Origin of the sequence: Streptomyces sp. NPDC048277 (assembly GCF_040652235.1) — a bacterium.
Classification (GTDB): domain Bacteria; phylum Actinomycetota; class Actinomycetes; order Streptomycetales; family Streptomycetaceae; genus Streptomyces.
This window is the reverse complement of record NZ_JBEZLQ010000005.1, coordinates 208,654-231,000: the sequence shown is the minus strand read 5'-3', so window position 1 is coordinate 231,000 and position 22,347 is coordinate 208,654. Positions and strand designations below refer to the sequence as shown.

Below are 22,347 nucleotides of genomic sequence, written 5' to 3'. Positions count from 1 at the left end.
TCAGCCACGGCCGTACCGCTCCTCAGCCTTCCAGAAGTACACGAAACCGCCGGCGAACACGACCACGGCCCAGGACAGGGCGACGGCCCAGACGTGCGGCGGGAGGTTCGAGGCGCCGTAGCCGTCGATGAGGGCGAAGCGCATCAGGTCCATGTAGACCGTGGCCGGGTTCATCTGGAGGAGCAGACGGGCCCACTCCGGCCGGCCCTCCATCATCTTGGAGATCGAGAACATCACGCCGGACATGTACATCCAGGTGCGCAGGATGAACGGCAGCAGCTGGGCGAGGTCCGGCGTCTTGGCGCCCATCCTGGCCACGATCAGGGCCAGCCCGGTGTTGAACAGGAACAGCAGGAACAGGATCGGCACGACCAGCGCCCAGGACAGGCCCGGGCGGCTGCCGAACCCGACCACCACGGCGACCATGACGATCATCGAGAACAGCAGCTGCTGGAGCTGCTGCAGCGCGAAGGAGATCGGCAGCGAGGCGCGCGGGAAGTGCAGCGCGCGCACCAGGCCGAGGTTGCCGGCGATCGCGCGGACGCCCGTCATGATCGAGCTCTGCGTGAAGGTGAAGGTGAAGACGCCGGTGACCAGGAACGGGATGTACACGTCCTGGGACATGCCGCGGCTGGCGTGCAGGATGACACCGAAGATGAAGTAGTACACGGCCGCATTCAGCAGCGGTGTGGCCACCTGCCACAGCTGGCCGAGCTTGGCCTGGCTGTACTGGGCCGTGAGCTTGGCCTGGGAGAAGGCCAGGATGAAGTGGCGCCGCCCCCAGAGCTGGCGTACGTACTCGACGAGCGAGGGCCGGGCGCCGCTCACCGCGAGCCCGTACTTGGCGGCCAGCTGCGGCGCCGTGAGTCCCTCGTCGGGTGACGGCACCGCGCTCACCGCGACCCTGCCGTCATGCGTTGTCTCACTCAAGGGTGAAAGCCTTCGTCTTCGGATCCGTCTTCGGATTCGTCTTACGTTCGTCTTGCGATCGTCTTACGGAATTGTGCTACAGGGCGTGACACGTATCCGCCGCGGGATACGTTCTCGGGGGTCCGCCGCGCGCCTCGGCGCGCGGCCACACGCCTTCGAGCTTGTCAGATCACCGGGGGACGGCCCAGTCGCGTGAGCTTCCACACGGTCCGCCAGCGCATGGGGCGGCGGGCTCCGCACGGGGTGGTCCAGCCCTCGCGGAAGCCGGCGAACCAGGCGTGCAGGGCCGGGCGGGAGGGGCGGCGCACCAGGGTCAGCAGCAGCCACACCCCGAGGTAGACGGGGACCAGCGGGGCGGGCAGGTTGCGGCGGGCCAGCCAGACCCGGTTGCGCGCGACCATCCGGTGGTAGACCGCGTGCCGGGAGGGGGCGGTCGTGGGGTGGAACAGCACCATGTCGGAGCGGTAGTCGATCATCCAGCCGGCGTCCAGGGCGCGCCAGGCCAGGTCGGTCTCCTCATGGGCGTAGAAGAACTCGTCCGGCAGGCCGCCGACCTCGGCGAGGACCTGGGTGCGGACGGCGTTGGCGCCGCCGAGGAAGGTGGTCACCCGGGAGGAGCGCATCGGGTCGGAGGCGCGGAGCCGCGGCACGTGCCGGCGCTGGGTGACGCCGGTGTCCGGGTCGGCGATGCGGAAGCTGATGATGCCGAGCTCCGGGTCGGCGGCGAAGGCCTGGCGGCACAGCTCGGCGGTGTCGTGCTCGGGGAGCAGGCCGTCGTCGTCGAGGAAGAGCAATATGTCGACATCGCGGCCGCTGGGGCCGAAGGCCTCTATGCCGACGTTGCGGCCGCCGGGGATGCCGAGGTTCTCGGGCAGCTCCAGGGTGCGGACGCCCTCGGGGACGTCCGGGACGGGCGAGCCGTTGCCGACGACGACCACCTCGACCCGCTCGCCGTCCTGCTTGGCGACCGAGTCGAGGAGGGCACGCAGTTCGTCGGGGCGGTTGCCCATGGTGATGACGACCGCGCCGACCTTCAGTCCGGCGCTCACCGCAGCCTGCTCGACGCGAGCACGGAGACGAGGTGCAGCAGGGTCTGCAGCAGCGCGATACCGGCGAGCACGGCGGTGCCGAGGCGGGTCCAGAAGAGGTCGCCGTGGAAGTGGTCGGCGACGGCGAGCAGCAGGATCAGCAGCGAGGCCTCGATGCCGAGGATCAGCCGGTGGAACCGGAACAGGGCGGCGGCCCGGCGGGCCAGCGCCATCCCGGAGGAACGCATCTCGGCGGCGGCCTCCTTGACCACCGGCAGACCGGCCTGGTGGCGGGCCACGCCGACCAGGTCGGTCTCGGCCTTGATCAGGATCGCGCCGAGCGCGGCCAGGGTGCCGAGGAAGGCCCACAGCCAGTCGATACGGCCGCTGCCGAACAGGTCGGCGGCGCGCAGCCCGAGCCCGACCAGGACGGCCGCGTCGGTGAGGTACGCGCCGACCCGGTCGAGGTAGACCCCGCCGAGGGAGTACTGCTGCTTCCAGCGGGCGACCTCGCCGTCGACGCAGTCGAGGAGCAGGTACATCTGGACGCACACCACACCGAGCACAGCGCCCCAGACGCCCGGCACCAGCAGGGCCGGGCAGGCGAGCACGCCGAATACGGTCATCAAGTACGTGAGCTGGTTGGGCGTGACCCTGGTGTTCACCAGGTAGCGGTCTACCCGCAGGGACACCTCACGCATGTAGAGGCGTCCCATCCAGTGCTCACCGCTGCGCCGGTCCTTGACCCCTGCGGGGTGCACGACCGGACGGAGTTCAGCTACCGATGGCCTTGACATAGTCGACGTAGAAGTCCTTGATCTGGTGGGTCTTGAGGTCGAGGTGTTCGAGGATGGTGTAGCGGCCGGGCCGGGTCTCCGGGGCGAACTCGACGACCCGGACGAACTCGTCCACGGTGAAGCCGATCTCCTCCGGCAGCACCGGCAGTCCGTGCCGGCGCAGCACATCGGCCATGAACGCGGACTCCTCGTGGGCTCCGCGCAGGTACATCGCGAAGGCCGCGCCGAGTCCGCACTGCTCGCCATGGCTGGCGGCACGCCTCGGGAACAGCAGGTCGAAGGCGTGGTTGATCTCGTGACAGGCGCCGGAGGACGGGCGGGAGTCGCCCGACACCGACATGGCGATACCGCTGAGCACGAGCGCCTCGGCGAGCACCTGGAGGAAGTCGTTGTCCCCGATGCCGCCGGGGTGGCGCAGCACCGCCTCGCCGGCCTGCCGGGCCATGGCGGCCGCCAGACCGTCGATCTTCTCGCCGTTGACGCGGTGGGACAGCTCCCAGTCCGCGATCGCCGAGATGTTGGAGACGGCGTCGCCGATGCCCGAGCGCACGAAGCGCGCCGGGGCCTCGCGGATGACGTCGAGGTCGATGACGACCGCGATCGGGTTCGGTACGCCGTAGGAGCCGCGGCCCGCGTCGTTGTCGAGGGTGGCGACCGGCGAGCACAGGCCGTCGTGGGCGAGGTTCGTCGGCACGGCGACCAGCGGCAGGCCCACCCGGGCCGCCGCGAACTTGGCACAGTCGATGATCTTGCCGCCGCCGAGGCCGACGACCGCGTCGTAGTGGCCGGCCTTGATGTCGCCGGCCAGCCGGATCGCGTCGTCGAGGGTGCCGCCGCCGACCTCGTACCAGGTGGCGCCGGGCAGACTCGGCGAGACGCGGTCGCGCAGCCTGGAGCCGGAGCCGCCGCTGACGGCGACGGCGAGCCGGCCGGAGTGCGAGATGCGTTCGTCGGCGAGCACGCTCGCGAGGTCGTCGAGGGCACCCGGGCGGATGTCGACGACGACCGGCGAGGGGATCAGCCGGGTCAGTACTGGCACGCGATCTCCCGTCCCCTGGCGAGATCGTCGTGGTTGTCGATCTCGACCCACGGGACGTCGCCGATGGGCGCGACGTCGATCCGGAAGCCGCGGTTGACGAGCTCCTGGTAGCCGTGCTCGTAGAACTGCTGCGGGTCGGTCTCCCAGACCGTCTTCAGCGCGTCGGCGAGCTCGGGGGCCGCGTCGCCCTCGATGAGGGTGACGCCGATGTACTCGCCGGTGGCCTCGGCGGGGTCCATCAGCTTGGTGATCTTCGTCATGCCCTTGCCGTCGCCGACGACGACCTTCATCTCCTCGTCCGCGAGGGACTTCACGGTGTCGAGCGCGAGGATGATCTTCTTGCCGTCGCCGCGGGCGGCGAGCAGGGTCTTCTCGACGGAGACCGGGTGCACGGTGTCGCCGTTGGCGAGGATCACGCCGTCCTTGAGGGCGTCACGGCCGCACCACAGGGAGTAGGCGTTGTTCCACTCCTCGGCCTTGTCGTTGTCGATGAGGGTGAGCTTGAGGCCGTACTTGGCCTCCAGGGCCGCCTGGCGTTCGTAGACGGCCTCCTTGCGGTAGCCGACGATGATCGCGACCTCGGTCAGGCCGATCTCGGCGAAGTTGCCGAGGGTCAGGTCGAGAACGGTGATCGAGTCCTCTATGCCCGCGGGCCCCACCGGCACCAGCGCCTTGGGCAGGCTGTCGGTGTAGGGGCGCAGACGCCGTCCGGCGCCGGCCGCCAGCACAAGGCCGATCATGCGGGTTCTCCTTCATCGTGTACGGCGGGCGCCCCTGCGGACACCCAGAAGCGGATGCTCTCGACGAGCACCAGCCCGGCCACGGCCACGGCGAGGACCGTGAGCGCGACCTTGAACTGCGTGGCGGCGAGCACCGCGGCCAGCAGGGTGACCAGCAGCGTTCGCCCTTCCTGCCCCCCGATGGCGCGCACCAGCCAGGCCGGCGGCGCCCCGGCGTCGCCGCGGATGCGGTACACCGTGTCGTAGTGATGGTAGGCGACGGCGGCCACCAGACCGAAAGCCGCTGGAAGGGCTCCGTTTACCCCGGCTTTGCTTGCTAGGACGAGGACGGTGCCGTATTCGGCGGCGCGGAAGAGCGGCGGGACCAGCCAGTCGAGGGCGCCCTTGAGGGGGCGGGCCAGGGCCTGGCCGGAGGCGAGGGCGTAGACGAGGGCACCCACGACCGGCGCCCAGGTCGCACCGGAGAAGAGGGAGACGGTGAGAACCGCCACTCCGGCGGCTGCGACCAGGAGGGGGGAGCCGAAGGGAGCGCGGGACACCAGTCCGGCGAGAGGACCGTTGTCGGCCAGGTCCGCCAGCGCCTTCGCCGCCCGGTCCGTCCGCCTGGCCTTCCGGGTCAGCGACCGCAGGACCCGCCCCGCCGTGGTGTACGTCGCGGCGAGGGCGCAGCCGATCAGGAGCACGTAGAAGGTGATCCGCGGGGTCGTGACCGCCGTCAGGACGGCTATCAGCGCCCACCGTTCGCCGATGGGCAGGACTATCATCCGGCGCACCCAGACCGTCCAGCCGACGCTGTCGAGCCTGTCGGAGAGCGCGGCGGTGGGGCTGGTGTTGGCGGTGGCGTCGTGGTTGGCCTCGTTGAAGGAGAAGTCGACCACATGCCGGCAGGTCTGCAGGATCATCGCGCCCAGGGCCAGCGCCCAGACGTCGTCACCGCCGCGGGCGGCACCCAGGGCGAGGCCGGCGTAGTAGGCGTACTCCTTGGCCCGGTCGAAGGTGGCGTCCAGCCAGGCGCCGAGCGTGGAGTACTGCAGGGAGTAGCGGGCGAGCTGTCCGTCGGTGCAGTCCAGGACGAACGAGCAGATCAGCAGGGCGCCCGCGGCGACGAAGCCGATCCGGGTGCCCGTGGCCGCGCAGCCCGCCGCGATCAGGGCGGTGAGCAGGGAGGCGGTGGTGACCTGGTTGGGGGTCAGTCCGCGCCGGGCGCACCAGCGGGCGAGGTAGCGCGAGTACGGGCTGATGAAGAAGGTGGTGAAGAAGCCGTCGCGGGACTTCACGGCCGACTTCAGGCGTACGGCCTCGTCGTCCACGGCGGCGATCGCCTGCCGCGCCTCGTTGCGGGCCTGCGGGTCGGCGGGGACGGCGGCGACGAGACTGCCCAGCTCGGGGCGGTGGACGTCGGCGTCCAGGGCGGTGACGAGGCCGTCGACCGCGAGGTCGGTGCCGCCGCCCGTGGAGGCCTCCCGGGCCAGCGCCCGGCTCAGGGCCTGGCGGCCGGCCGGCTGGGCGGTGACGGCGCCGGGGATCGCGGCGAGCGGGAAGCGCGGGTCGGTCAGGCCGAGGCGCAGGGCGTGGAGGTGGCCGACGAAGCGGGCGTCGACGACGGCAACGCGCCGGTCGGCGGGTACGGCCGCGAGGAGGTTCTCGGTGCCCGCGGCGTCGGGTGCCGTGAGCACCTCGAAGCCGAGCGCCCGCAGATCGCTCTCCAGTGACGATCCGGGGACCGGCTGACCGGTGACGATGGCGGTCGACAACCGAACTCACTCCCTGGGTACGGCGCACGGGGCGCCGGTTTCTCCTGCGTGGTGGGGCGCGGTGTGCCTGGTGGCCCCCGGGCGGCATTCGGCAGAGGTTAGCGGATGGTGAGGATTCCTTGTTCACCGGCCGTTCACGGCACGGTCGACCCGCTCTGTCTTGGCCTTTGCCGAGATCATCATCCGCGATCCGGGCCCCGGCCCACAAACCGCGCTCACAGAACGGGCATTGGGGACACGGAACGGTACGGCCCGACGGCCGCCGACCGACCACCCGGGATGCGCGTCCACTCACGCGGGGTAACTGAGGGTGGCCTGACCTGGGATTCGTTTCTGCAGGTCAGGGCACATGACAACGGTGTTCAGTGCCGCGTTGCCGGATACCCCCCACCCGTAGTTCACTGTGATCCCGGGCGGAACAGAAGGAGGCGCTCCCATGGGGGCTGGGCACGACCACGGCCATGCGCACACCCACGCGCCGGCCACCGGCACGGCCGCGGCGGCGTACCGCGGCCGGCTGCGGGTGGCGCTCGCCATCACCCTCGGCGTGATGGTGGTCGAGATCGCAGGCGGACTGCTGGCCGACTCGCTCGCGCTGATCGCGGACGCGGCACACATGGCGACGGACGCGCTGGGCCTCGGTATGGCCCTGCTGGCGATCCACTTCGCCAACCGCCCGCCCAGCACCAACCGCACCTTCGGCTACGCCCGCGCCGAGATCCTCGCCGCCATGGCCAACTGCCTGCTGCTGCTCGGTGTCGGCGGCTATGTGCTGTACGAGGCGGTCCAGCGGTTCCTCACGCCCGCGGACACCGAGGGCGGTCTGATGATCGTGTTCGGTCTGATCGGCCTGGTCGCCAACATGATCTCGCTCACGCTGCTGGTGCGCGGCCAGTCGGAGAGCCTGAACGTGCGCGGCGCCTTCCTGGAGGTGGCGGCCGACGCGCTGGGCTCACTGGCCGTGCTGATCTCGGCCGTGGTGATCCTGACCACCGGCTGGCAGGCGGCCGACCCGATCGCCTCGCTGGTCATCGGCCTGATGATCGTGCCGAGGACGCTGAAGCTGCTGCGGGAGACCCTGGACGTGCTGCTGGAGTCGGCGCCCAAGGACGTCGACATGGCGGAGGTGCGGACCCACATCCTGGCGCTGGACGGCGTCGAGGACGTCCACGATCTGCACGCCTGGACGATCACCTCGGGGATGCCGGTGCTGTCGGCGCACGTGGTGGTCCGCTCGGACGTGCTGAACGCCATCGGCCACGAGAAGATGCTGCACGAGCTGCAGGGCTGCCTGGGGCACCACTTCGACGTGGAGCACTGCACCTTCCAGCTGGAGCCCAGCGGACACGCGGAGCACGAGGCCCGGCTCTGCCACTGAGCGCACCGGGCCCGTGCCCCGGAACGCAGCGGTCCGGACTCCCCCGGCGTCCTTGTGTTCGAGGCCCCCGGACGGTTCCCGGTCACACCCGTAGGGCACGATCAAGTACCGGGTCCCCCTTCCGGCGTGCCCGTGCCGGGAAGTGCCGGGAGTGTCGGATTCGTACGGCAGACTTGGGGTGCGAAGACCGAGGCGAAGGATGGGTATGCCGATCACACCTGCCACCGCGACGAACAGCACGTCGGAGGGCACCGCAGACGCGATTTTGCTCGAGCTCGTCGACGAGAAGGGTGTGACCATCGGCACCGCGGAGAAGCTGGCCGCGCATCAGCCCCCCGGGCAGCTGCACCGCGCGTTCTCCGTCTTCCTCTTCGACGAACACGGCAGACTCCTGCTCCAGCAACGGGCGCTGGGCAAGTACCATTCGCCCGGTGTGTGGTCCAACACCTGCTGCGGCCACCCCTACCCCGGTGAGGCCCCCTTCGCGGCGGCGGCCCGCCGGACCTTCGAGGAGCTGGGGGTCTCCCCGTCGCTGCTCGCCGAGGCGGGCACGGTCCGCTACAACCACCCGGACCCGGCCTCCGGACTGGTCGAGCAGGAGTTCAACCACCTGTTCGTCGGCATGGTGCAGGCGCCGGTCGCACCGGACGCGGACGAGGTGGAGGCGACCGCCTTCGTGACGGCCGCCGAGCTGGCCGAGCGACACGCCCGGGACACCTTCTCGTCCTGGTTCATGACCGTGCTGGACGCGGCCCGCCCCGCGGTCAGGGAGCTGACGGGCCCGTCCGCGGGCTGGTGAGAGGCCTCGCGCGGCCCCTCACGACAGCGCCGCGGGTTTGAGCGGCAGGGCGGCCCAGATCACCTTGCCGCCGCTCGACGTGTGCTCCACGTCCACGACTCCGCCCGCCTCCCGGGCCACCTCCCGGACCAGCAGCAGCCCCCGGCCGCCGAGCCGGCCGTGGTCGGCCTCCAGGGCGGTCGGGCGGTAGGGGTGGTTGTCCTCCACCGACACCCGCACCCACTCGGCGCCGACGGCGACCTCGACGGCGAGCATCGGCGACAGCAGCGCCGCGTGCTTGACCGCGTTGGTGACCAGTTCGGAGACGATCAGCAACAGCCCGTGCACCAGATCGTCCGAGACCGGGACGCCCTGGCGCTGCAGCAGGTCCCGTACGGCGCGGCGCGCCTGCGGGACCGAGGCGTCCACGGCGGCGGCGGTGAACCGCCAGACTCCTTCGTACGGCAGCGGATCCGGCGGCGGAGCGCCGCCCGCCTCTGGACGCGGGTCGTGCCCACGCCCGTGGTTCTCCATCGTCCGGTCGCCACCCTCGCGCTCGATTGTCACCACACGTCGAGTGTTGGTAACGACCTGCTCCCCTCCGGATGACTGACCAGAAGTCAGCAACTATCGAACGGATCTGACCGCCGGCGTATCACAACGTCAGTTGCGAGACCGCTCCTGATCAGCCGAAAGCCGACTTCGCGAACTATTCGGGTTGTACGGGTATGAGAACTTTCCGGGGGACGCGACGAGAACCCCGCGGTACGGGCGTCGCTACCATCCCGCACATGGAGCCCCGCCTCGACCATCAGGTCAAAGACGCCGTTGCCACCGTGGTCATCGGCAACCCGGCCAAACGCAACGCGATGACCGCGGAGATGTGGCGAGCCCTTCCGCCCCTCCTCGACGGTCTGTCGGCCGACCCCGCCGTACGGGCCCTGGTCCTCACCGGCGAAGGCGCCACGTTCTGTGCCGGCGCCGACATCTCCACCCTCCAGGGCTCCCCCGCCGACGCGCAGAGCCTCGCGGCCGCCGCCGAGGAGGCGCTCGCCGCGTTCCCGAAGCCGACCCTGGCGGCGGTGCGCGGTCACTGCGTCGGCGGCGGATCACAGCTCGCCGCCGCCTGCGATCTGCGGTTCGCCGAGGAGGGCGCGCTGTTCGGGGTGACACCGGCCAGGCTCGGCATCGTCTACCCGGCCTCCGCCACCCGCCGCCTGGTCTCCCTCGTCGGCCCGGCCACCACCAAGTACCTGCTCTTCTCGGGCGAGTTGATCGACGCCGAGCGGGCCCTGCGGACCGGTCTGGTCGACGAGGTGCTGCCCGAGGGCGAACTGGACAAGCGGGTGGCCGAGTTCACCCGGATCCTGGTCGAGCGCTCCCAGCTGACGCAGGCCGCCGCGAAGGAGTTCGCGAACGGCCGCACCGACCGCGACGACCACTGGACCGAGCAGGCCCGCGGCAGCGGCGACACCGCCGAGGGCGTCGCCGCGTTCCTGGAGCGCCGCCGGCCGCGGTTCACATGGTCCGTTCCCGGCCGAGGATGAACCGGCTCCTCGAGCGGAGCAGTTCGACGACCTCGGCGGGCGCCTTCTGCGGGGACCCCGCGTCGTAGGGCGGCTGCGGGTCGTACTCGATCCCGAGCTGTACCGCCTGGGCGACGACGTCTCCGGAGATCCGGCCGAGCAGGGCGAGCCCCATGTCGATGCCGGAGGAGACACCGGCCGCGGTGACGTACTTGCCGTCGGTCACCACCCGCTCCCCCGTCGCCTCGACGCCGTACTCGCGCAGTTCGTCGAGGGCCAGCCAGTGCGAGGTGGCGCGGCGCCCTTCGAGCAGGCCGGCGGCGGCGAGCAGCAGGGAGCCGGTGCACACGGACGTCGTCCAGGTGCTGGTGGCGTCGGCGGCGCGGATCCAGTCGAGGAGCGCCCGGTTCGCCATCTGCGGGGTCTGCCCGGGGCCGCCCGGGACGACCACGACATCGGGGCCCGGCACCTCGGCCAGGGTCCGGTCGGCGACCAGGGCGAGGTGCCCGCTGTCGGTGCGGACGGGACCGGTCCGCTCGGCGACGAAGACGACCTCGGAGTCCGGGAGTCGGCCCAGGGTCTCGTACGGCCCCACGGCGTCGAGGGCGGTGAAACGGTCGTAGAGGACGATCGCGATCTGCATGGCTCTCCTAACCGGACTGACCGACGGGTGTGGTGCGGAACCTGCGCCGGTACTCGGCGGGGGTCGCGCCGAGGGCCTTGAGGAAGGCGCGGCGCATCGCTTCGGGCGTGCCGTAGCCGCTGGCACGCGAGACCTCCTCGACGCCGTCGCCGGTGTCCTCCAGGAGCCGGCGGGCGTGTTCGAGCCGGACCCGGTCGACGTACCGGCCGGGCGTCATCCCGGTCTCGGCCTGGAAGGCGCGGGCGAAGTGGCGGGGCGAGAGGGCGGCGCGGGCGGCCAGCGCCTCGACGGCGAGGTCGCCGTCGGGGTGCTCGGTGATCCACTGCTGGACCTCGCGGAGCGGCTCGCGCTGTGCGGTCTGGGCGGCGAGCTGGGCGCTGAACTGGGCCTGGTTGCCGGGCCTGCGCAGGAACACCACCAGGTGCCGGGCGACGGTGAGCGCGACATCCCGGCCCAGGTCCTCCTCGACGAGGGCGAGCGCGAGATCGATGCCGGAGGTGACGCCGGCCGACGTGGAGATCTGGCCGTCCCTGACGTAGATCGGGTCGGGGTCGACGTCGACGGCCGGGTGGTCGCGGGCCAGTTTGTCGCAGTACGCCCAGTGGGTGGTGACCCGGTGGCCGTCCAGCAGCCCGGCGGCGGCGAGCAGGATGGCTCCGGTGCACACGGACACGAGCCGCCCGGTGTGCGGTCCGTGCGCCCGCAGCCACTCCACCAGCTCCGGGTCGGGGCGCCGGGTGCCCTCGCCGCCGGGGACGAGGAGCGTGTGCGGGCCGGGCGCCTCCTCGGTCAGGGCCGCGTCCGGTACGACGGTGAGCCCGCTGGAGGTGCGCACCGGAGCGCCGTCCAGGGAGGCCGTACGGATGCGGTAGCTGCCCGGGGTGTGGTGCTCGGCGCCCGTGAAGACCTCCACGGGGCCGGTGACGTCGAGGCTCTGGACGTCGTCGAAGAGGACGACGAGGACGGTTCGCTGCGCCATGCCTTCGATTCTTGGCCGGTGGCGCGATGGCCGCAATGACGAGTTCCCCACCTTTTCTGCCATGACCGGCAGGATGCTGGAGTCCGTACCGACCAGTCAGTAGCGTGCTCGTCATGACTACCGCCGCCCTTGAGCCGCGTGCCGGCCGCCGCTGCAACACCCTGCTCAACTCGCTGCACGCGATCCACTACTTCAGTCCCGAACTGAGCGAGGAGCTGGGTGCCCTCGGGGTCACGCACCGGCGGGCCGTCAACTTCGCGGTGCGGGCGGCGGCGTTCGGGCCGGTCGGGGCCGGCACGGTGACGGCGACGTTCTACAACTACAAGCACGAGCTGGTGGCCCGGCATGTGCCGGCGGTCTGGGAGATCGCCTCCCCGAAGGACGTGCTCGCCGCACGCACGCGTGCCGTCGACGCGTCGATGCGGCGGCTGCTCGGCGCGGACGTGGTCGCCTCCGGCGCAATGGCCGAGGCCGCGCGGCTCGCGCTGCGCGGGGCCGAGGCCTGCTCCCGTCCCGGGCGGCCGCTCTACTCGGCCCACGCGGACCTGCCGGTGCCCGAGGAACCCCATCTCGCGTACTGGTACGCGGGCACGCTGCTGCGCGAGCACCGTGGCGACGGGCATCTCGCGGTGCTGGCCGGGGCCGGTCTCGACGGGCTGGAGGCGGTGGTGACGCACACCGCGACCGGCAAGGGCATGAACCCCAAGTGGGTGTTCGCCACCCGCGGCTGGAGCCAGGACGACTGGGACGCGGCGGTGGAACGGCTGCGGGAGCGCGGGCTGCTCGACGCGGCCGGCGAGCCGACCGGGGCGGGGGTGGCCCTGCGGGCGGAGATCGAGGCGGAGACGGACCGCCTGGACCGGGCACCGTACGAACACCTCGGGGCGGACGGGGTGGCACGCCTGACGGAGCTGTCGGCGGGTTTCGCGGGGGCTGCCGTGGCGGCGGGGGCGTTCCCCGCGGACCTGATGGGGAAGGGGTGACGGGCCCTGCCGGGGTCTGGGCCGGGAGGGCGACGGGCCCGGCCGGGGCCGAGGCCGGGCAGGGCGACCGGGGCGGCCGGGTCCGAGGCCGGTTCGGCACCGCCGGAAGACGCCGTGGGGGCTGAGCGCCGTTGCGGCGGATTCGAGGGCGAGGCGGATTCGGTGGAGACACAGGTTCGAGGGTGACGCGGGTTCGGGGGTGACGCCGGTGTGGTCGTGTCTCGGGAATCGTGCCCTGGGGGCCGGTTGTCGGTGTCACCTGCCACAATTGCCGCGCAACCTCAGTGGAGAAGGCGGTACGGGATCGTGACGACACCCGGGTCCTCAGTAGGGTCCATCGAAGGCAGGATCGCCGAGGAGCTCGGCGTACGGGAGCGGCAGGTCAAGGCTGCCGTGGAGCTGCTCGACGGCGGTTCGACGGTGCCCTTCATCGCCCGCTACCGCAAGGAAGCGACCGAGATGCTCGACGACGCGCAGCTGCGCACGATCGAGGAGCGGCTGCGCTATCTGCGGGAACTGGAGGAGCGTCGGGCGGCGATCCTGGAGTCGGTGCGCGAGCAGGGCAAGCTCACCGCCGAGCTGGAGGCGCAGATCCGGGGCGCCGAGACCAAGGCGCGGCTCGAGGACATCTACCTGCCGTACAAGCCGAAGCGGCGCACCAAGGCGCAGATCGCGCGGGAGGCCGGGCTGGAGCCGCTGGCCGAGGGGCTGCTCGGCGACCCGACGGTCGAACCGCTCGCCGCGGCCGCCGCGTTCGTGGACGCCGACAAGGGCGTCGCCGATCCGCAGGCCGCCCTGGAGGGTGCCCGCGCGATCCTCACCGAGCGGTTCTCCGAGGACGCCGACCTGATCGGCGAGCTGCGCGAGCGCATGTGGGTGCGCGGCCGGCTCGCCGCGAAGGTGCGGGACGGCAAGGAGGAGGCGGGCGCCAAGTTCGCCGACTACTTCGACTTCGCCGAGCCCTTCACCGACCTCCCCTCGCACCGCATCCTGGCGATGCTGCGCGGCGAGAAGGAGGACGTCCTCGACCTCGTCCTGGAGCCGGAGGAGCCGACGGAGGGCCCGTCCTCGTTCGAGGGCATCGTCGCCCACAAGTTCGGGATCACCGACCGCGGCCGGCCCGCCGACAAGTGGCTCTCGGACACGGTCCGCTGGGCCTGGCGCACCCGGCTCCTCGTCCACCTCGGCATCGACCTGCGGCTGCGGCTGCGCACGGCCGCCGAGGACGAGGCGGTCAACGTCTTCGCGGCGAACCTGCGCGACCTGCTGCTGGCCGCCCCGGCCGGCACCCGTGCCACGCTGGGCCTGGACCCCGGTTTCCGTACGGGCGTGAAGGTCGCCGTGGTCGACGCGACCGGCAAGGTCGTCGCCACCGACGTCATCTACCCGCACGTCCCGGCCAACAAGTGGGACGAGGCGATCGCCAAGCTCGCCCGCCTCGCCAAGGAGCACACGGTCGACCTGGTCGCGATCGGCAACGGCACGGCGTCCCGCGAGACCGACAAGCTCGCCGGTGAACTCATCACCAAGCACCCGGAGTTGAAGCTCACCAAGGTGATGGTGTCGGAGGCCGGCGCCTCCGTGTACTCGGCCTCCGCGTTCGCCTCCCAGGAACTGCCCGACATGGACGTGTCGCTGCGCGGCGCCGTGTCGATCGCCCGCCGGCTCCAGGACCCCCTGGCGGAGCTGGTGAAGATCGACCCCAAGTCGATCGGCGTCGGCCAGTACCAGCACGACCTGTCCGAGGTGAAGCTGTCGCGCTCGCTGGACGCGGTGGTCGAGGACTGTGTGAACGGTGTCGGGGTCGACGTCAACACCGCGTCCGCGCCGCTGCTCGCCCGGGTCTCCGGCATCACCTCCGGGCTCGCCGAGAACATCGTGGCCCACCGGGACGCCAACGGCCCGTTCTCCTCCCGCGGGCAGCTGAAGAACGTGGCCCGGCTCGGCCCGAAGGCGTACGAGCAGTGCGCGGGCTTCCTCCGCATCCGCGGCGGCGACGACCCGCTGGACGCGTCGAGTGTCCACCCGGAGGCGTACCCCGTCGTACGGCGGATGGTGAAGACGTCGGGGCAGGAGGTGGCCGCGCTCGTCGGCAACACGGGCGTGCTGCGTTCGCTGAGGCCCGCGGACTTCGTGGACGAGACGTTCGGTCTGCCGACCGTCAGCGACATCCTCAAGGAACTGGAGAAGCCGGGGCGCGACCCGCGTCCGGCCTTCAAGACGGCCACGTTCAAGGAGGGCGTCGAGAAGATCTCCGACCTGTCGTCCGGGATGATCCTGGAGGGGGTCGTCACGAATGTGGCGGCGTTCGGGGCGTTCATCGACGTCGGTGTCCACCAGGACGGTCTGGCCCATGTCTCCGCGCTGTCGAAGACGTTCGTGAAGGATCCGCGGGATGTGGTGAAGCCCGGCGACATCGTCAAGGTGAAGGTCCTCGACGTGGACATCCCGCGCAAGCGGATCTCGCTGACGCTGCGGCTGGACGACGAGGCGGAGGCGGCGGCCTCCGGCGGTGAGCGCCGACCGCAGCGGGGTGGCGGCGGGCGCCCGCCGCAGCAGCGGCAGCAGCAGCGCCAGGGCGGCGGCTCCCGCCAGGGGGCGGCGCCGGCACCGGCCAACAGTGCGATGGCCGATGCTCTGCGCCGGGCCGGGTTGCTCGATCCGAAGAAGGGTAAGCGCTGACGGTACCTTCCACGGGTCGTGGGGAGCTGCGGGTCCGTTGTGGCTGGTCGCGCAGTTCCCCGCGCCCCTGGGTTGCCTGCCGGGCGCGGTGCTGCCTCGCACCCGGAATTTCCGTGGACGCAAGATCCGTCGGTCCGGAGACTGGGCGCATGACCGGATCCGACTTCAAGGCCGATCTTCAGACGTACCTCCAGGACGCCCGTGACGTCCTGCTGTGGAAGCTGGAGGGGGGCAACTGATGGGCGGCCCTTCGCCAGGGCGCCCGCGTTGTGGTTCACCGGTGACACGGAACCCAACGGGGACCTGTGGGCGCGGGCCGACGAAACGCGTGAGGCGATCGCGGCCCTGCCCCTCGACGCGGTCGGTCGGCTGGCCGTCGACCCGCCGAAGGAGATCACGCTCCACCGCGTCCTCACACACATGGTCGCCGAGAGCCAGCGGCACGCCGGTCATGCCGACATCGTCCGCGAGCTCGTCGACGGCGTGACGGGTCAGCGGCCCGGCGGCATCAACATGGCGCCCGGTGACGCGAAGGCCTGGGCGGAACACCGGGACCGGGTGGAGCGGGCGGCCGAGGAGGCCGGGCGGGGCGGCAGGTGAACGGGGGGCGAAAAGGGACTGTCGGCTCACCGTCGCATCTGTGCGTCCGCCGTGATCGTGCATAGCGTTCCTGTCATGCACATACGGGGTGGGAGACATGTTGCGGTGGCCGGGCTGTTGCTGGCGGCAACCGTGGCCTGCGATTCGGGGGTTCACTATTCCGTCCCCGATGCGCGGGCCACTTACGAGACGACGGCGCGGCCCAGCACCGCCGCCCCGGCGGCCTCTCCCGCTCGGCGTTCCACCGAGGCGGCCGACGCCACCGGGGCATCGGCTTCGAGCCGGGCGGCCGCCCCCGCCAATACCCGGTCCCGCACCACCACGGCGCCCGCTGCTCCCGTCTGCACCACGCGCGACCTCGCGGCCTCGGACGGGCGGACCAGTCCGCAGGTGGGTGACCGAACCCGGGGGTTCGCCGCGGAGATCGTGTTGCGCAACCGCTCAGGCTCGACGTGCCGACTGATCGGCTGGCCCGGCCTCAGCTTCTTCGGCGACAACACCATCCACGTTTGCACGACGGCCGACCCTCCGGGCTGCACGAGCGGGCCGGTGAGCACCTCGGGCACGCGCCCGTTCAAGGTCACCCGGTCCCAGGCCGTGGCCCCGCCCGCCGTCTCGCTCGCCCCGGGTCGCACCACGTCGTTCCTGCTGTACTCGAAGGACGGGTGCATGCAGGTGAGCGGCGCCTACGGCGTGGACATCCGGCTGCCCGGCGACTCCCGGCCGCTGACCCTGGTACCGGCTCCGGGCCTTGCCCCCTGCGACGAAAAGCTCGACGTCACCCCCTTCGGTGTCACCGCCTGACCCGCCGCACCCTCGTCACTCCGCCAGCCGGCGCTCCAAATCCCGCAGATCCTTGCCGATCGACGAGCGGACCTGCCGCGCCATGAGCGGCGCCGCCAGCCGGAACAGGGGTCCCGAGTCGCCGCGCACCCGGATCCGGGCGAGGGTGCCCCCGGGGTGGGCGTCGAAGGAGTAGGTGACGTGCATGGGCATCGGCCCGGCGACGGACACCATGTCCAGCAGCCGGGGAGGGTCGTACGCGGCGACCTTCAGGACGTAGTGGATGCGTCTGCCCAGGAAGTGGGCGGTACGGGTGACCTCGGCTCCGAGGCCGAAGCCGCCCGTGTCCGCCTCGCGGGTCAGTTCGGCGGTGCGGATGCCCTGCGTCCACTCGTGGTCGTGCCGCCAGTCCATCGCGTACCCGGCCACCCGCTCGGGCGGCAGCCCGATGACCCGCTCCGCCGTCTCGTCGATCGCCATACCGGACTCCTGGTCGGTCAGCCGTTCCACTCAGGATCCCGTCCGCTGGCGGCCAGCGCCCGCTGGAAGGCCGGGGCGTCGGCCGGTACGGCGACGGGCGGGCCGTAGCCGCCGTTGCCCCGGACCTGGTCGGCGATCTGCTCGACCGCGCCGAGCACGAGCTGTGCGGTGTCCTCGCCGAGCGAGAACGGCCGGCCGGTCGCGCGGGCCAGGTCCCAGCCGTGCACGGCGAGTTCCTGGAGGGTGATCGAGGCGACGAGGACGGCCGGCATCTCCCACTCGCCGAACATCGTCGTCCCCTCGTAGGCGGCGGCGTCCGACCAGACGGTCGCGGTCCGGCCCGCCGCGTCGACGAGGGCGCTCGGCGACCCGGCCGGGGCAGCGTCGGACAGGGCCGTGTCGGACGGGGCTTCCCTGCGGGCGGCCCGCTCGGCGGTCAGCAGGGTGCCGGTGAGGTGGTCGACGAGGTCGGCGACGGTGAACTTCGCGCAGGGGGTCGGTTCCCTGAGCTGTTCGGCGCGCACACCGGCGGCCGTGGCGGCGACGGCGTCGGCGCACTCCCGGATGCCGGACCGCAAGGCGTCGTACTGGGTGGTGTTCATGTCTGTCTCCGTCAGCGGGTGAAGGTCGTCGTCAGTTGAAGAAGGGGGCCGGCTCGCCGGTCTCGGCGTAGCTCTTGAGCTGCGTGAACTTGGTGGCCCAGCCGTAGGTGAAGTCCCGGTAGGCGTCGTCGACGGCCGGGAAGCCGGCGTGGGTGAAGCGCAGGGTGACTCCGCCCTCGGGGCGGGCGAGGATCTCGTACGTCTGCTCGGTGCCGGTCCAGGGGCCGTTCTCCCCGGCCAGTACCAGGCGCTTGCCGGGCTCGGCCTCGACGACCCTCAGCCGCCAGGGCTCGGGCACCCCCGGGAAGCCCAGTTCGTGCCCGCCCGCATCGGCGGTGGCCGTCGTGGTGAACCAGCTACGGATCCCCTCGGTGGTGGAGATCGCCGTGTACACGGTCTCCGGATCGGCCTCGATGGCCAGCTGCATCGCTATCTCGGGCATGGAGTGCTCCTGGGGCAGGTCGATCGGGTCCGCCTCGGACCCTTCGTTTTAGTCCACACTAAAATGACTCAGGTGGACAGGCAAATTCAAGTGGCCACTAAAATGACTTTCATGGATGCGGTACGGGTGGTCGCCGAGCCCCGGCGGCGCGAGATCCTGCGGCTGGTGTGGGACGCCGAGCTGTCCGCCGGTGAGATCGCCGAGCGGTTCGACGTCACGTTCGGCGCGGTGTCGCAACACCTCAGGGTGCTGCGCGACTCCGGTCTGGTTACGCTGCGGCAGGACGGCAAGAAGCGGTTCTACCGGGCCGACCGGGAGGCGCTCGGACCGCTGGCCGCCTATCTGCAGTCCATGTGGGAGACCAAGCTGGACACGCTGGCCGAACTGGCCGAGGCGGCGGAGCGCGCGGAAGGGACGGAGTCGTGAACGGCAACGCGGTCACCGTGGAGCGGACCATCGCCGCCCGCCCCGAGACGGTGTTCTCCTTCTTCACCGACCGGGAGAAGTGGCTCTCCTGGATGGGCGCGGACGGCGAGTTCAGCTTCGAGCCGGGCGGTGCCTATCGCACCAGGGTCACCGGCGAGCACATCGCGCAGGGCCGCTTCGTCGAGATCGACCCGCCCAAGCGGCTGGTGTTCACCTGGGGCTGGGTGAACGACGAGATGCCCGTGCCGCCCGGTTCCACCACGGTCGAGATCACCCTGGAGCCGGTCGCCGAGGGCACCCTGCTGCGGCTCGTGCACCGCGGCCTGCCCTCCCCGGAGGCCTGTGCGGCGCACCGGGAGGGCTGGACGCACTACACGGACCGGCTCGCCACGGTGGCGGCGGGCGGCGATCCCGGCCCCGACGACTGGATGTGAGCCGCAGCGAAGCCGACGGCCGGCGGATCACTTCCCTGGTGGGGGCTGGGCGGTGCCGTCCATCCGGGCGCGGTTCTCCGCGAGCAGTTCCTGGACGCGGCGCTCGACCTCCACGGGGTCGACACCGAGGGCCCGGCCCATGTGGATGGACCACACCTCCGAGCGCACGTTGGTCTCGAAGTCCAGGTCGGCGCGGACGTTCTCGCGGGCGGCCTGCCGGTTCTGGCTCACCATGACGAAGGTGGACAGGAAGATCGCCTCCAGGCTGACGATCATGGTGAGCAGTCCGAAGGGGAACGGATCCCAGATCGCGCCGGCGCCGAACACGCCCATGTTGCAGACGATCCAGACCGTGAACCACAGGGCGTGCAGGTACACGAACCCCATGCTTCCGGCCCAGACGGTGATGGCGTCCGCGATCCGGTCCTGGGTCCCGCGGACCTGTGCGAGGACGTCCTGTTCGCGTGCGATGCGGACGGCCGGCCGCTTCGGTGTGCCCATGAAGCTCTCCCTGCGTGATGATCCGAGGTGAGGTCGTGCAGCGGCTGCGGGTGCGTCGTGGTTGCTCGCGCCCGCGCGGCGGCAGCCGCATATCGAATACAGCCCCGCGCCCCTATCGGGGCGCTTCCGTCACCTTTCCCGCCGCCACCTCCAGGCGGCGGGTCACCCGTACCGCGTCCAGCATGCGGCGGTCGTGGGTCACCAGGAGGAGAGTGCCCTCGTAGGTGTCGAGGGCGGACTCAAGCTGTTCGATCGCGGGCAGGTCGAGGTGGTTCGTGGGCTCGTCCAGGACGAGGAGGTTGACGCCGCGGCCCTGCAGGAGGGCCAGGGCGGCGCGGGTGCGTTCGCCCGGGGAGAGTGTGGTCGCCGAGCGGAGTACGTGGTCCTGCTTGAGGCCGAACTTGGCCAGCAGGGTGCGGACTTCCACCGGTTCGGTGTCCGGGACGGCCGCGCAGAAGGCGTCCAGCAGGGACTCGGTGCCGTGGAAGAGCTTGCGTGCCTGGTCGACCTCGCCGACCACCACGCCCGGACCGAGGGCGGCGTGCCCCGAGTCCAGCGGCACCCGGCCCAGCAGCGCGGCGAGCAGCGTCGACTTGCCCGCGCCGTTCGCGCCCGTCACCGCGACCCGGTCCGCCCAGTCGATCTGCAGCGACACCGGTCCGAAGCTGAAGTCACCGCGCCGCACCTCGGCGTCCCGCAGGGTGGCGACCACGGCGCCGGAGCGCGGGGCGGCCGCGATCTCCATGCGCAGTTCCCACTCCTTGCGCGGCTCCTCGACGACCTCCAGGCGTTCGATCATGCGCTGGGTCTGGCGGGCCTTGGCGGCCTGCTTCTCGCTGGCCTCGCTGCGGAACTTGCGGCCGATCTTGTCGTTGTCGTTGGACGCCTTGCGCCGGGCGTTCTTGACGCCCTTGTCCATCCAGGAGCGCTGCATCTGCGCGCGGTCCTGGAGGGCGCCGCGTTTGTCGGCGTACTCCTCGTAGTCCTCGCGGGCGTGCCGGCGGGCCACGTCGCGTTCCTCCAGGTAGGCCTCGTAGCCGCCGCCGTAGAGGTTGATCTGCCGCTGGGCGAGGTCGAGTTCGAGGACCTTGGTGACCGTGCGGGTGAGGAACTCGCGGTCGTGGCTGACGACGACCGTGCCGGCCCGCAGGCCCGTGACAAAGCGTTCGAGTCGCTCCAGGCCGTCCAGGTCCAGGTCGTTGGTCGGCTCGTCGAGGAGGAAGACGTCGTAGCGGGACAGCAGCAGGGACGCGAGGCCCGCGCGGGCTGCCTGTCCGCCGGAGAGGGAGGTCATCGGCTGGTCCAGGTCGACGGCCAGGCCCAGGGAGTCGGCGGTTTCCTCCGCGCGCTCCTCCAGGTCGGCGCCGCCGAGGTCGAGCCAGCGCTCCAGGGCGGTGGCGTACGCGTCGTCGGCGCCCGGTGCCCCGTCGACCAGGGCCTGGGTCGCCTCGTCCATCACACGCTGGGCCTCGGCGACGCCGGTGCGCCGGGCGAGGAAGGCACGGACGGTCTCCCCCTGGCGCCGCTCCGGCTCCTGGGGCAGGTGGCCGACGGTCGCGGTCGGCGGGGAGAGCCGCAGTTCGCCCTGCTCGGGGGCGGTGAGCCCGGCGAGCAGCCGGAGCAGCGTGGACTTGCCCGCGCCGTTGGCACCGACGAGACCGATCACGTCTCCGGGGGCGACGACGAGGTCGAGCCCGGAGAAGAGCGAGCGGTCGCCGTGTCCGGCGGCGAGGTTCTTGGCGACGAGGGTGGCAGTCATCAGAACGCCGATCCTAATGTCCGCGCGGACGGAGGTCAGCGCGTCATCGCCTCCACCAGCACACTGCCCGAGGTCCGGGCCACCACGAAGGACCCGCCCCTGGCCGTCTTGCCGTCGAGGGGGATGTGGTGGCGGCCGGGTTCCAGGACCCCGTCGAAGAGCTCGTGGGTGCGGGGGCGGGAGAGGCGGTCGAGGCGGTACGCGGTGACGCGGACCCGGCAGGGCGAGGTGACCTCGATGCCGGCCGTGCCGTCGGCGGCGACCAGCCGGGCCAGCCGGCGCTGCGGGAGCGGACTGCGGTCGAGCGCGTGCTCGATCTGGGCGACGAGGAGGGGGACGATCGGGGCGAGGCCGTCGACGTACGCGATCTCCAGGCCCGCCTGCTCGAACGCCCGGCGTACGGCGGCCCGTTCGGCCTCGCCGACGGTGGGGCCGAAGGCGACGGCGCCGTAGCCGCGCAGTTCGTCCGCGGGGACGCCGTCGGCGTCGCGGGTGATGTCGGCGCCGATGCCGATGGTGCGCAGGGCGGCGGCCAGCTTGGCGAGGAGGGCGACGCGGGCGCCGATGAGCAGGACGCGGCGGCCGGGCGGCGGGCCGGAGTCCGTGAGGAGGGCGCCGAGGGCCTCGCGGTACTCGGCGCCGTGGAAGCGGAACGGGCCGATGCCCTGGTAGCTGTTGAGCTCCAGGTCGGCGTGTGCGGCGGTCTGCCAGGCGAAGTCCCGCCAGATGTAGTCGTCGCCGTCGTGCTCGATGACCGCGGTGACCGCTCCGCAGGCCAGGTCCTCGCACTCGGGGCAGCCGTAGATGACGTAACGGTCCTCGGGCAGTGGTGCCTCGGACTCCAGCAAGAGGCTGCGGACCTGGGCGGTGAAGATGGCGGGCGGGACGTCGGAGGCGAGCGGGGAGACGGCGTCCAGGTCGGAGAGCTGGAACAGCAGCGGGCGTCCGTCGACGATGAAGTCCACGAAGTCCCGGTGGATCCGGTAGCCGCCGTCGGCGAGAACGCCGCCGGCGCGCATCGCCGGGGCCAGGCCGAAGGTCGCGTATGCGGCAGACATGCTGT

Annotated in this window: 24 protein-coding genes and 1 pseudogene; 9 read left to right on the top strand and 16 right to left on the bottom strand. The window is 71.6% G+C overall.

Annotated elements, in window-relative coordinates; genetic code table 11:
• From AB0D85_RS13885 to AB0D85_RS13860, 6 genes are all read right to left on the bottom strand, one after another.
• A complete protein-coding gene (locus tag AB0D85_RS13885; RefSeq protein ID WP_362318572.1) occupies positions 1-930 on the bottom strand; it encodes an ABC transporter permease in 930 nt (309 codons plus the stop codon).
• A gap of 164 nt (positions 931-1,094) precedes the next feature.
• Complete coding sequence (locus AB0D85_RS13880; RefSeq protein ID WP_362318569.1) at positions 1,095-1,979, bottom strand: glycosyltransferase; 885 nt, start codon at positions 1,977-1,979, stop codon at positions 1,095-1,097.
• Positions 1,976-2,719 (bottom strand): CDP-alcohol phosphatidyltransferase family protein, encoded by a 744-nt coding sequence (locus AB0D85_RS13875; RefSeq protein ID WP_362318566.1) that lies wholly within the window; start codon positions 2,717-2,719, stop codon positions 1,976-1,978. Before AB0D85_RS13875 ends, AB0D85_RS13880 begins: the two co-directional genes overlap by 4 nt.
• A gap of 13 nt (positions 2,720-2,732) precedes the next feature.
• Positions 2,733-3,794: an iron-containing alcohol dehydrogenase family protein gene (locus tag AB0D85_RS13870; protein WP_362318563.1), complete on the bottom strand. Its 1,062-nt coding sequence runs from the start codon at positions 3,792-3,794 to the stop codon at positions 2,733-2,735.
• Entirely contained in the window at positions 3,782-4,534 is a 753-nt protein-coding gene (locus AB0D85_RS13865) for a phosphocholine cytidylyltransferase family protein (protein WP_362318560.1), read from the bottom strand. The genes AB0D85_RS13870 and AB0D85_RS13865 overlap by 13 nt, the downstream gene beginning before the upstream one ends.
• The gene (locus AB0D85_RS13860) at positions 4,531-6,288 is read right to left on the bottom strand and encodes a DUF5941 domain-containing protein (protein ID WP_362318557.1); all 1,758 of its coding nucleotides are present in this window, start codon (positions 6,286-6,288) and stop codon (positions 4,531-4,533) included. The genes AB0D85_RS13865 and AB0D85_RS13860 overlap by 4 nt, the downstream gene beginning before the upstream one ends.
• A gap of 436 nt (positions 6,289-6,724) precedes the next feature.
• Between AB0D85_RS13860 and AB0D85_RS13855 the strand changes: the two genes are divergently transcribed.
• Positions 6,725-7,666: a cation diffusion facilitator family transporter gene (locus AB0D85_RS13855; RefSeq protein ID WP_362318554.1), complete on the top strand. Its 942-nt coding sequence runs from the start codon at positions 6,725-6,727 to the stop codon at positions 7,664-7,666.
• Between the two features lie 205 nt (positions 7,667-7,871).
• Positions 7,872-8,465 (top strand): isopentenyl-diphosphate Delta-isomerase, encoded by a 594-nt coding sequence (gene idi / locus AB0D85_RS13850; protein ID WP_362318551.1) that lies wholly within the window; start codon positions 7,872-7,874, stop codon positions 8,463-8,465.
• An 18-nt stretch (positions 8,466-8,483) separates the two neighbouring features.
• Here the strand turns inward: idi and AB0D85_RS13845 are convergent, their stop codons facing one another.
• The gene (locus tag AB0D85_RS13845) at positions 8,484-8,978 is read right to left on the bottom strand and encodes an ATP-binding protein (RefSeq protein ID WP_362319250.1); all 495 of its coding nucleotides are present in this window, start codon (positions 8,976-8,978) and stop codon (positions 8,484-8,486) included.
• Between the two features lie 257 nt (positions 8,979-9,235).
• On the opposite strand from AB0D85_RS13845, the gene AB0D85_RS13840 reads away from it, so the two are divergent.
• Positions 9,236-9,991, top strand: coding sequence for an enoyl-CoA hydratase/isomerase family protein (locus AB0D85_RS13840; protein ID WP_362318548.1), 756 nt, complete (start codon positions 9,236-9,238; stop codon positions 9,989-9,991).
• Here AB0D85_RS13840 and AB0D85_RS13835 read toward each other — a convergent pair.
• Complete coding sequence (locus AB0D85_RS13835; protein WP_362318544.1) at positions 9,963-10,613, bottom strand: DJ-1/PfpI family protein; 651 nt, start codon at positions 10,611-10,613, stop codon at positions 9,963-9,965. The two genes, AB0D85_RS13840 and AB0D85_RS13835, sit on opposite strands and share 29 nt — an antisense overlap.
• 7 nt (positions 10,614-10,620) lie before the next feature.
• Complete coding sequence (locus tag AB0D85_RS13830) at positions 10,621-11,592, bottom strand: DJ-1/PfpI family protein (protein WP_362318542.1); 972 nt, start codon at positions 11,590-11,592, stop codon at positions 10,621-10,623.
• Positions 11,593-11,705: 113 nt separating this feature from the next.
• Here AB0D85_RS13830 and AB0D85_RS13825 point away from each other — a divergent pair, with 113 nt between their 5' ends.
• The 3 genes and pseudogenes from AB0D85_RS13825 (at position 11,706) to AB0D85_RS13815 (ending at position 15,857) form a co-directional block, all read left to right on the top strand.
• Complete coding sequence (locus AB0D85_RS13825; protein WP_362318539.1) at positions 11,706-12,575, top strand: hypothetical protein; 870 nt, start codon at positions 11,706-11,708, stop codon at positions 12,573-12,575.
• 306 nt (positions 12,576-12,881) lie between these two features.
• Positions 12,882-15,257: a Tex family protein gene (locus AB0D85_RS13820; protein ID WP_362318535.1), complete on the top strand. Its 2,376-nt coding sequence runs from the start codon at positions 12,882-12,884 to the stop codon at positions 15,255-15,257.
• Positions 15,258-15,406: 149 nt separating this feature from the next.
• Positions 15,407-15,857, top strand: a pseudogene (locus AB0D85_RS13815) (DUF664 domain-containing protein).
• Between the two features lie 182 nt (positions 15,858-16,039).
• Here AB0D85_RS13815 and AB0D85_RS13810 read toward each other — a convergent pair.
• Positions 16,040-16,204 (bottom strand): hypothetical protein, encoded by a 165-nt coding sequence (locus tag AB0D85_RS13810; protein WP_362318532.1) that lies wholly within the window; start codon positions 16,202-16,204, stop codon positions 16,040-16,042.
• Positions 16,205-16,247: 43 nt separating this feature from the next.
• On the opposite strand from AB0D85_RS13810, the gene AB0D85_RS13805 reads away from it, so the two are divergent.
• Complete coding sequence (locus tag AB0D85_RS13805; RefSeq protein WP_362318529.1) at positions 16,248-16,661, top strand: DUF4232 domain-containing protein; 414 nt, start codon at positions 16,248-16,250, stop codon at positions 16,659-16,661.
• Positions 16,662-16,676: 15 nt separating this feature from the next.
• On the opposite strand, the gene AB0D85_RS13800 is transcribed toward AB0D85_RS13805, so the two are convergent.
• The 3 genes from AB0D85_RS13800 to AB0D85_RS13790 are packed head-to-tail and all read right to left on the bottom strand — an operon-like array spanning position 16,677 to position 18,164.
• A complete protein-coding gene (locus AB0D85_RS13800) occupies positions 16,677-17,120 on the bottom strand; it encodes an SRPBCC family protein (RefSeq protein WP_362318526.1) in 444 nt (147 codons plus the stop codon).
• Between the two features lie 17 nt (positions 17,121-17,137).
• Complete coding sequence (locus tag AB0D85_RS13795; protein ID WP_362318523.1) at positions 17,138-17,722, bottom strand: TIGR03086 family metal-binding protein; 585 nt, start codon at positions 17,720-17,722, stop codon at positions 17,138-17,140.
• 31 nt (positions 17,723-17,753) lie between these two features.
• Positions 17,754-18,164, bottom strand: coding sequence for an SRPBCC domain-containing protein (locus tag AB0D85_RS13790; RefSeq protein WP_362318520.1), 411 nt, complete (start codon positions 18,162-18,164; stop codon positions 17,754-17,756).
• 111 nt (positions 18,165-18,275) lie between these two features.
• On the opposite strand from AB0D85_RS13790, the gene AB0D85_RS13785 reads away from it, so the two are divergent.
• Both AB0D85_RS13785 and AB0D85_RS13780 read left to right on the top strand, forming a co-directional pair.
• Entirely contained in the window at positions 18,276-18,590 is a 315-nt protein-coding gene (locus tag AB0D85_RS13785; protein ID WP_362318517.1) for a metalloregulator ArsR/SmtB family transcription factor, read from the top strand.
• Positions 18,587-19,024 carry an SRPBCC domain-containing protein gene (locus tag AB0D85_RS13780; protein WP_362318515.1) on the top strand — a complete coding sequence of 146 codons (438 nt, stop codon included), beginning with the start codon at positions 18,587-18,589 and terminating at the stop codon, positions 19,022-19,024. The genes AB0D85_RS13785 and AB0D85_RS13780 overlap by 4 nt, the downstream gene beginning before the upstream one ends.
• Positions 19,025-19,051: 27 nt before the next feature.
• On the opposite strand, the gene AB0D85_RS13775 is transcribed toward AB0D85_RS13780, so the two are convergent.
• From AB0D85_RS13775 to AB0D85_RS13765, 3 genes are all read right to left on the bottom strand, one after another.
• Positions 19,052-19,525: a DUF1003 domain-containing protein gene (locus tag AB0D85_RS13775; RefSeq protein WP_362318512.1), complete on the bottom strand. Its 474-nt coding sequence runs from the start codon at positions 19,523-19,525 to the stop codon at positions 19,052-19,054.
• 112 nt (positions 19,526-19,637) lie between these two features.
• Entirely contained in the window at positions 19,638-21,284 is a 1,647-nt protein-coding gene (locus AB0D85_RS13770) for an ABC-F family ATP-binding cassette domain-containing protein (RefSeq protein WP_362318509.1), read from the bottom strand.
• A gap of 35 nt (positions 21,285-21,319) precedes the next feature.
• Positions 21,320-22,342 (bottom strand): oxidoreductase, encoded by a 1,023-nt coding sequence (locus AB0D85_RS13765; RefSeq protein WP_362318506.1) that lies wholly within the window; start codon positions 22,340-22,342, stop codon positions 21,320-21,322.
• Between the last annotated feature and the right edge of the window lie 5 nt (positions 22,343-22,347).

Bases quoted from the DNA above. Each gene is read 5' to 3' on its own strand.
- AB0D85_RS13835 (WP_362318544.1), bottom strand. From the start codon at position 10,613: ATGCAGATCGCGATCGTCCTCTACGACCGTTTCACCGCCCTCGACGCC.
- AB0D85_RS13785 (WP_362318517.1), top strand. From the start codon at position 18,276: ATGGATGCGGTACGGGTGGTCGCCGAGCCCCGGCGGCGCGAGATCCTG.
- idi (WP_362318551.1), top strand. From the start codon at position 7,872: ATGCCGATCACACCTGCCACCGCGACGAACAGCACGTCGGAGGGCACC.
- AB0D85_RS13830 (WP_362318542.1), bottom strand. From the start codon at position 11,592: ATGGCGCAGCGAACCGTCCTCGTCGTCCTCTTCGACGACGTCCAGAGC.
- AB0D85_RS13855 (WP_362318554.1), top strand. From the start codon at position 6,725: ATGGGGGCTGGGCACGACCACGGCCATGCGCACACCCACGCGCCGGCC.
- AB0D85_RS13790 (WP_362318520.1), bottom strand. From the start codon at position 18,164: ATGCCCGAGATAGCGATGCAGCTGGCCATCGAGGCCGATCCGGAGACC.
- AB0D85_RS13795 (WP_362318523.1), bottom strand. From the start codon at position 17,722: ATGAACACCACCCAGTACGACGCCTTGCGGTCCGGCATCCGGGAGTGC.
- AB0D85_RS13775 (WP_362318512.1), bottom strand. From the start codon at position 19,525: ATGGGCACACCGAAGCGGCCGGCCGTCCGCATCGCACGCGAACAGGAC.
- AB0D85_RS13825 (WP_362318539.1), top strand. From the start codon at position 11,706: ATGACTACCGCCGCCCTTGAGCCGCGTGCCGGCCGCCGCTGCAACACC.
- AB0D85_RS13845 (WP_362319250.1), bottom strand. From the start codon at position 8,978: ATGGAGAACCACGGGCGTGGGCACGACCCGCGTCCAGAGGCGGGCGGC.
- AB0D85_RS13770 (WP_362318509.1), bottom strand. From the start codon at position 21,284: ATGACTGCCACCCTCGTCGCCAAGAACCTCGCCGCCGGACACGGCGAC.
- AB0D85_RS13765 (WP_362318506.1), bottom strand. From the start codon at position 22,342: ATGTCTGCCGCATACGCGACCTTCGGCCTGGCCCCGGCGATGCGCGCC.
- AB0D85_RS13840 (WP_362318548.1), top strand. From the start codon at position 9,236: ATGGAGCCCCGCCTCGACCATCAGGTCAAAGACGCCGTTGCCACCGTG.
- AB0D85_RS13800 (WP_362318526.1), bottom strand. From the start codon at position 17,120: ATGGCGATCGACGAGACGGCGGAGCGGGTCATCGGGCTGCCGCCCGAG.
- AB0D85_RS13865 (WP_362318560.1), bottom strand. From the start codon at position 4,534: ATGATCGGCCTTGTGCTGGCGGCCGGCGCCGGACGGCGTCTGCGCCCC.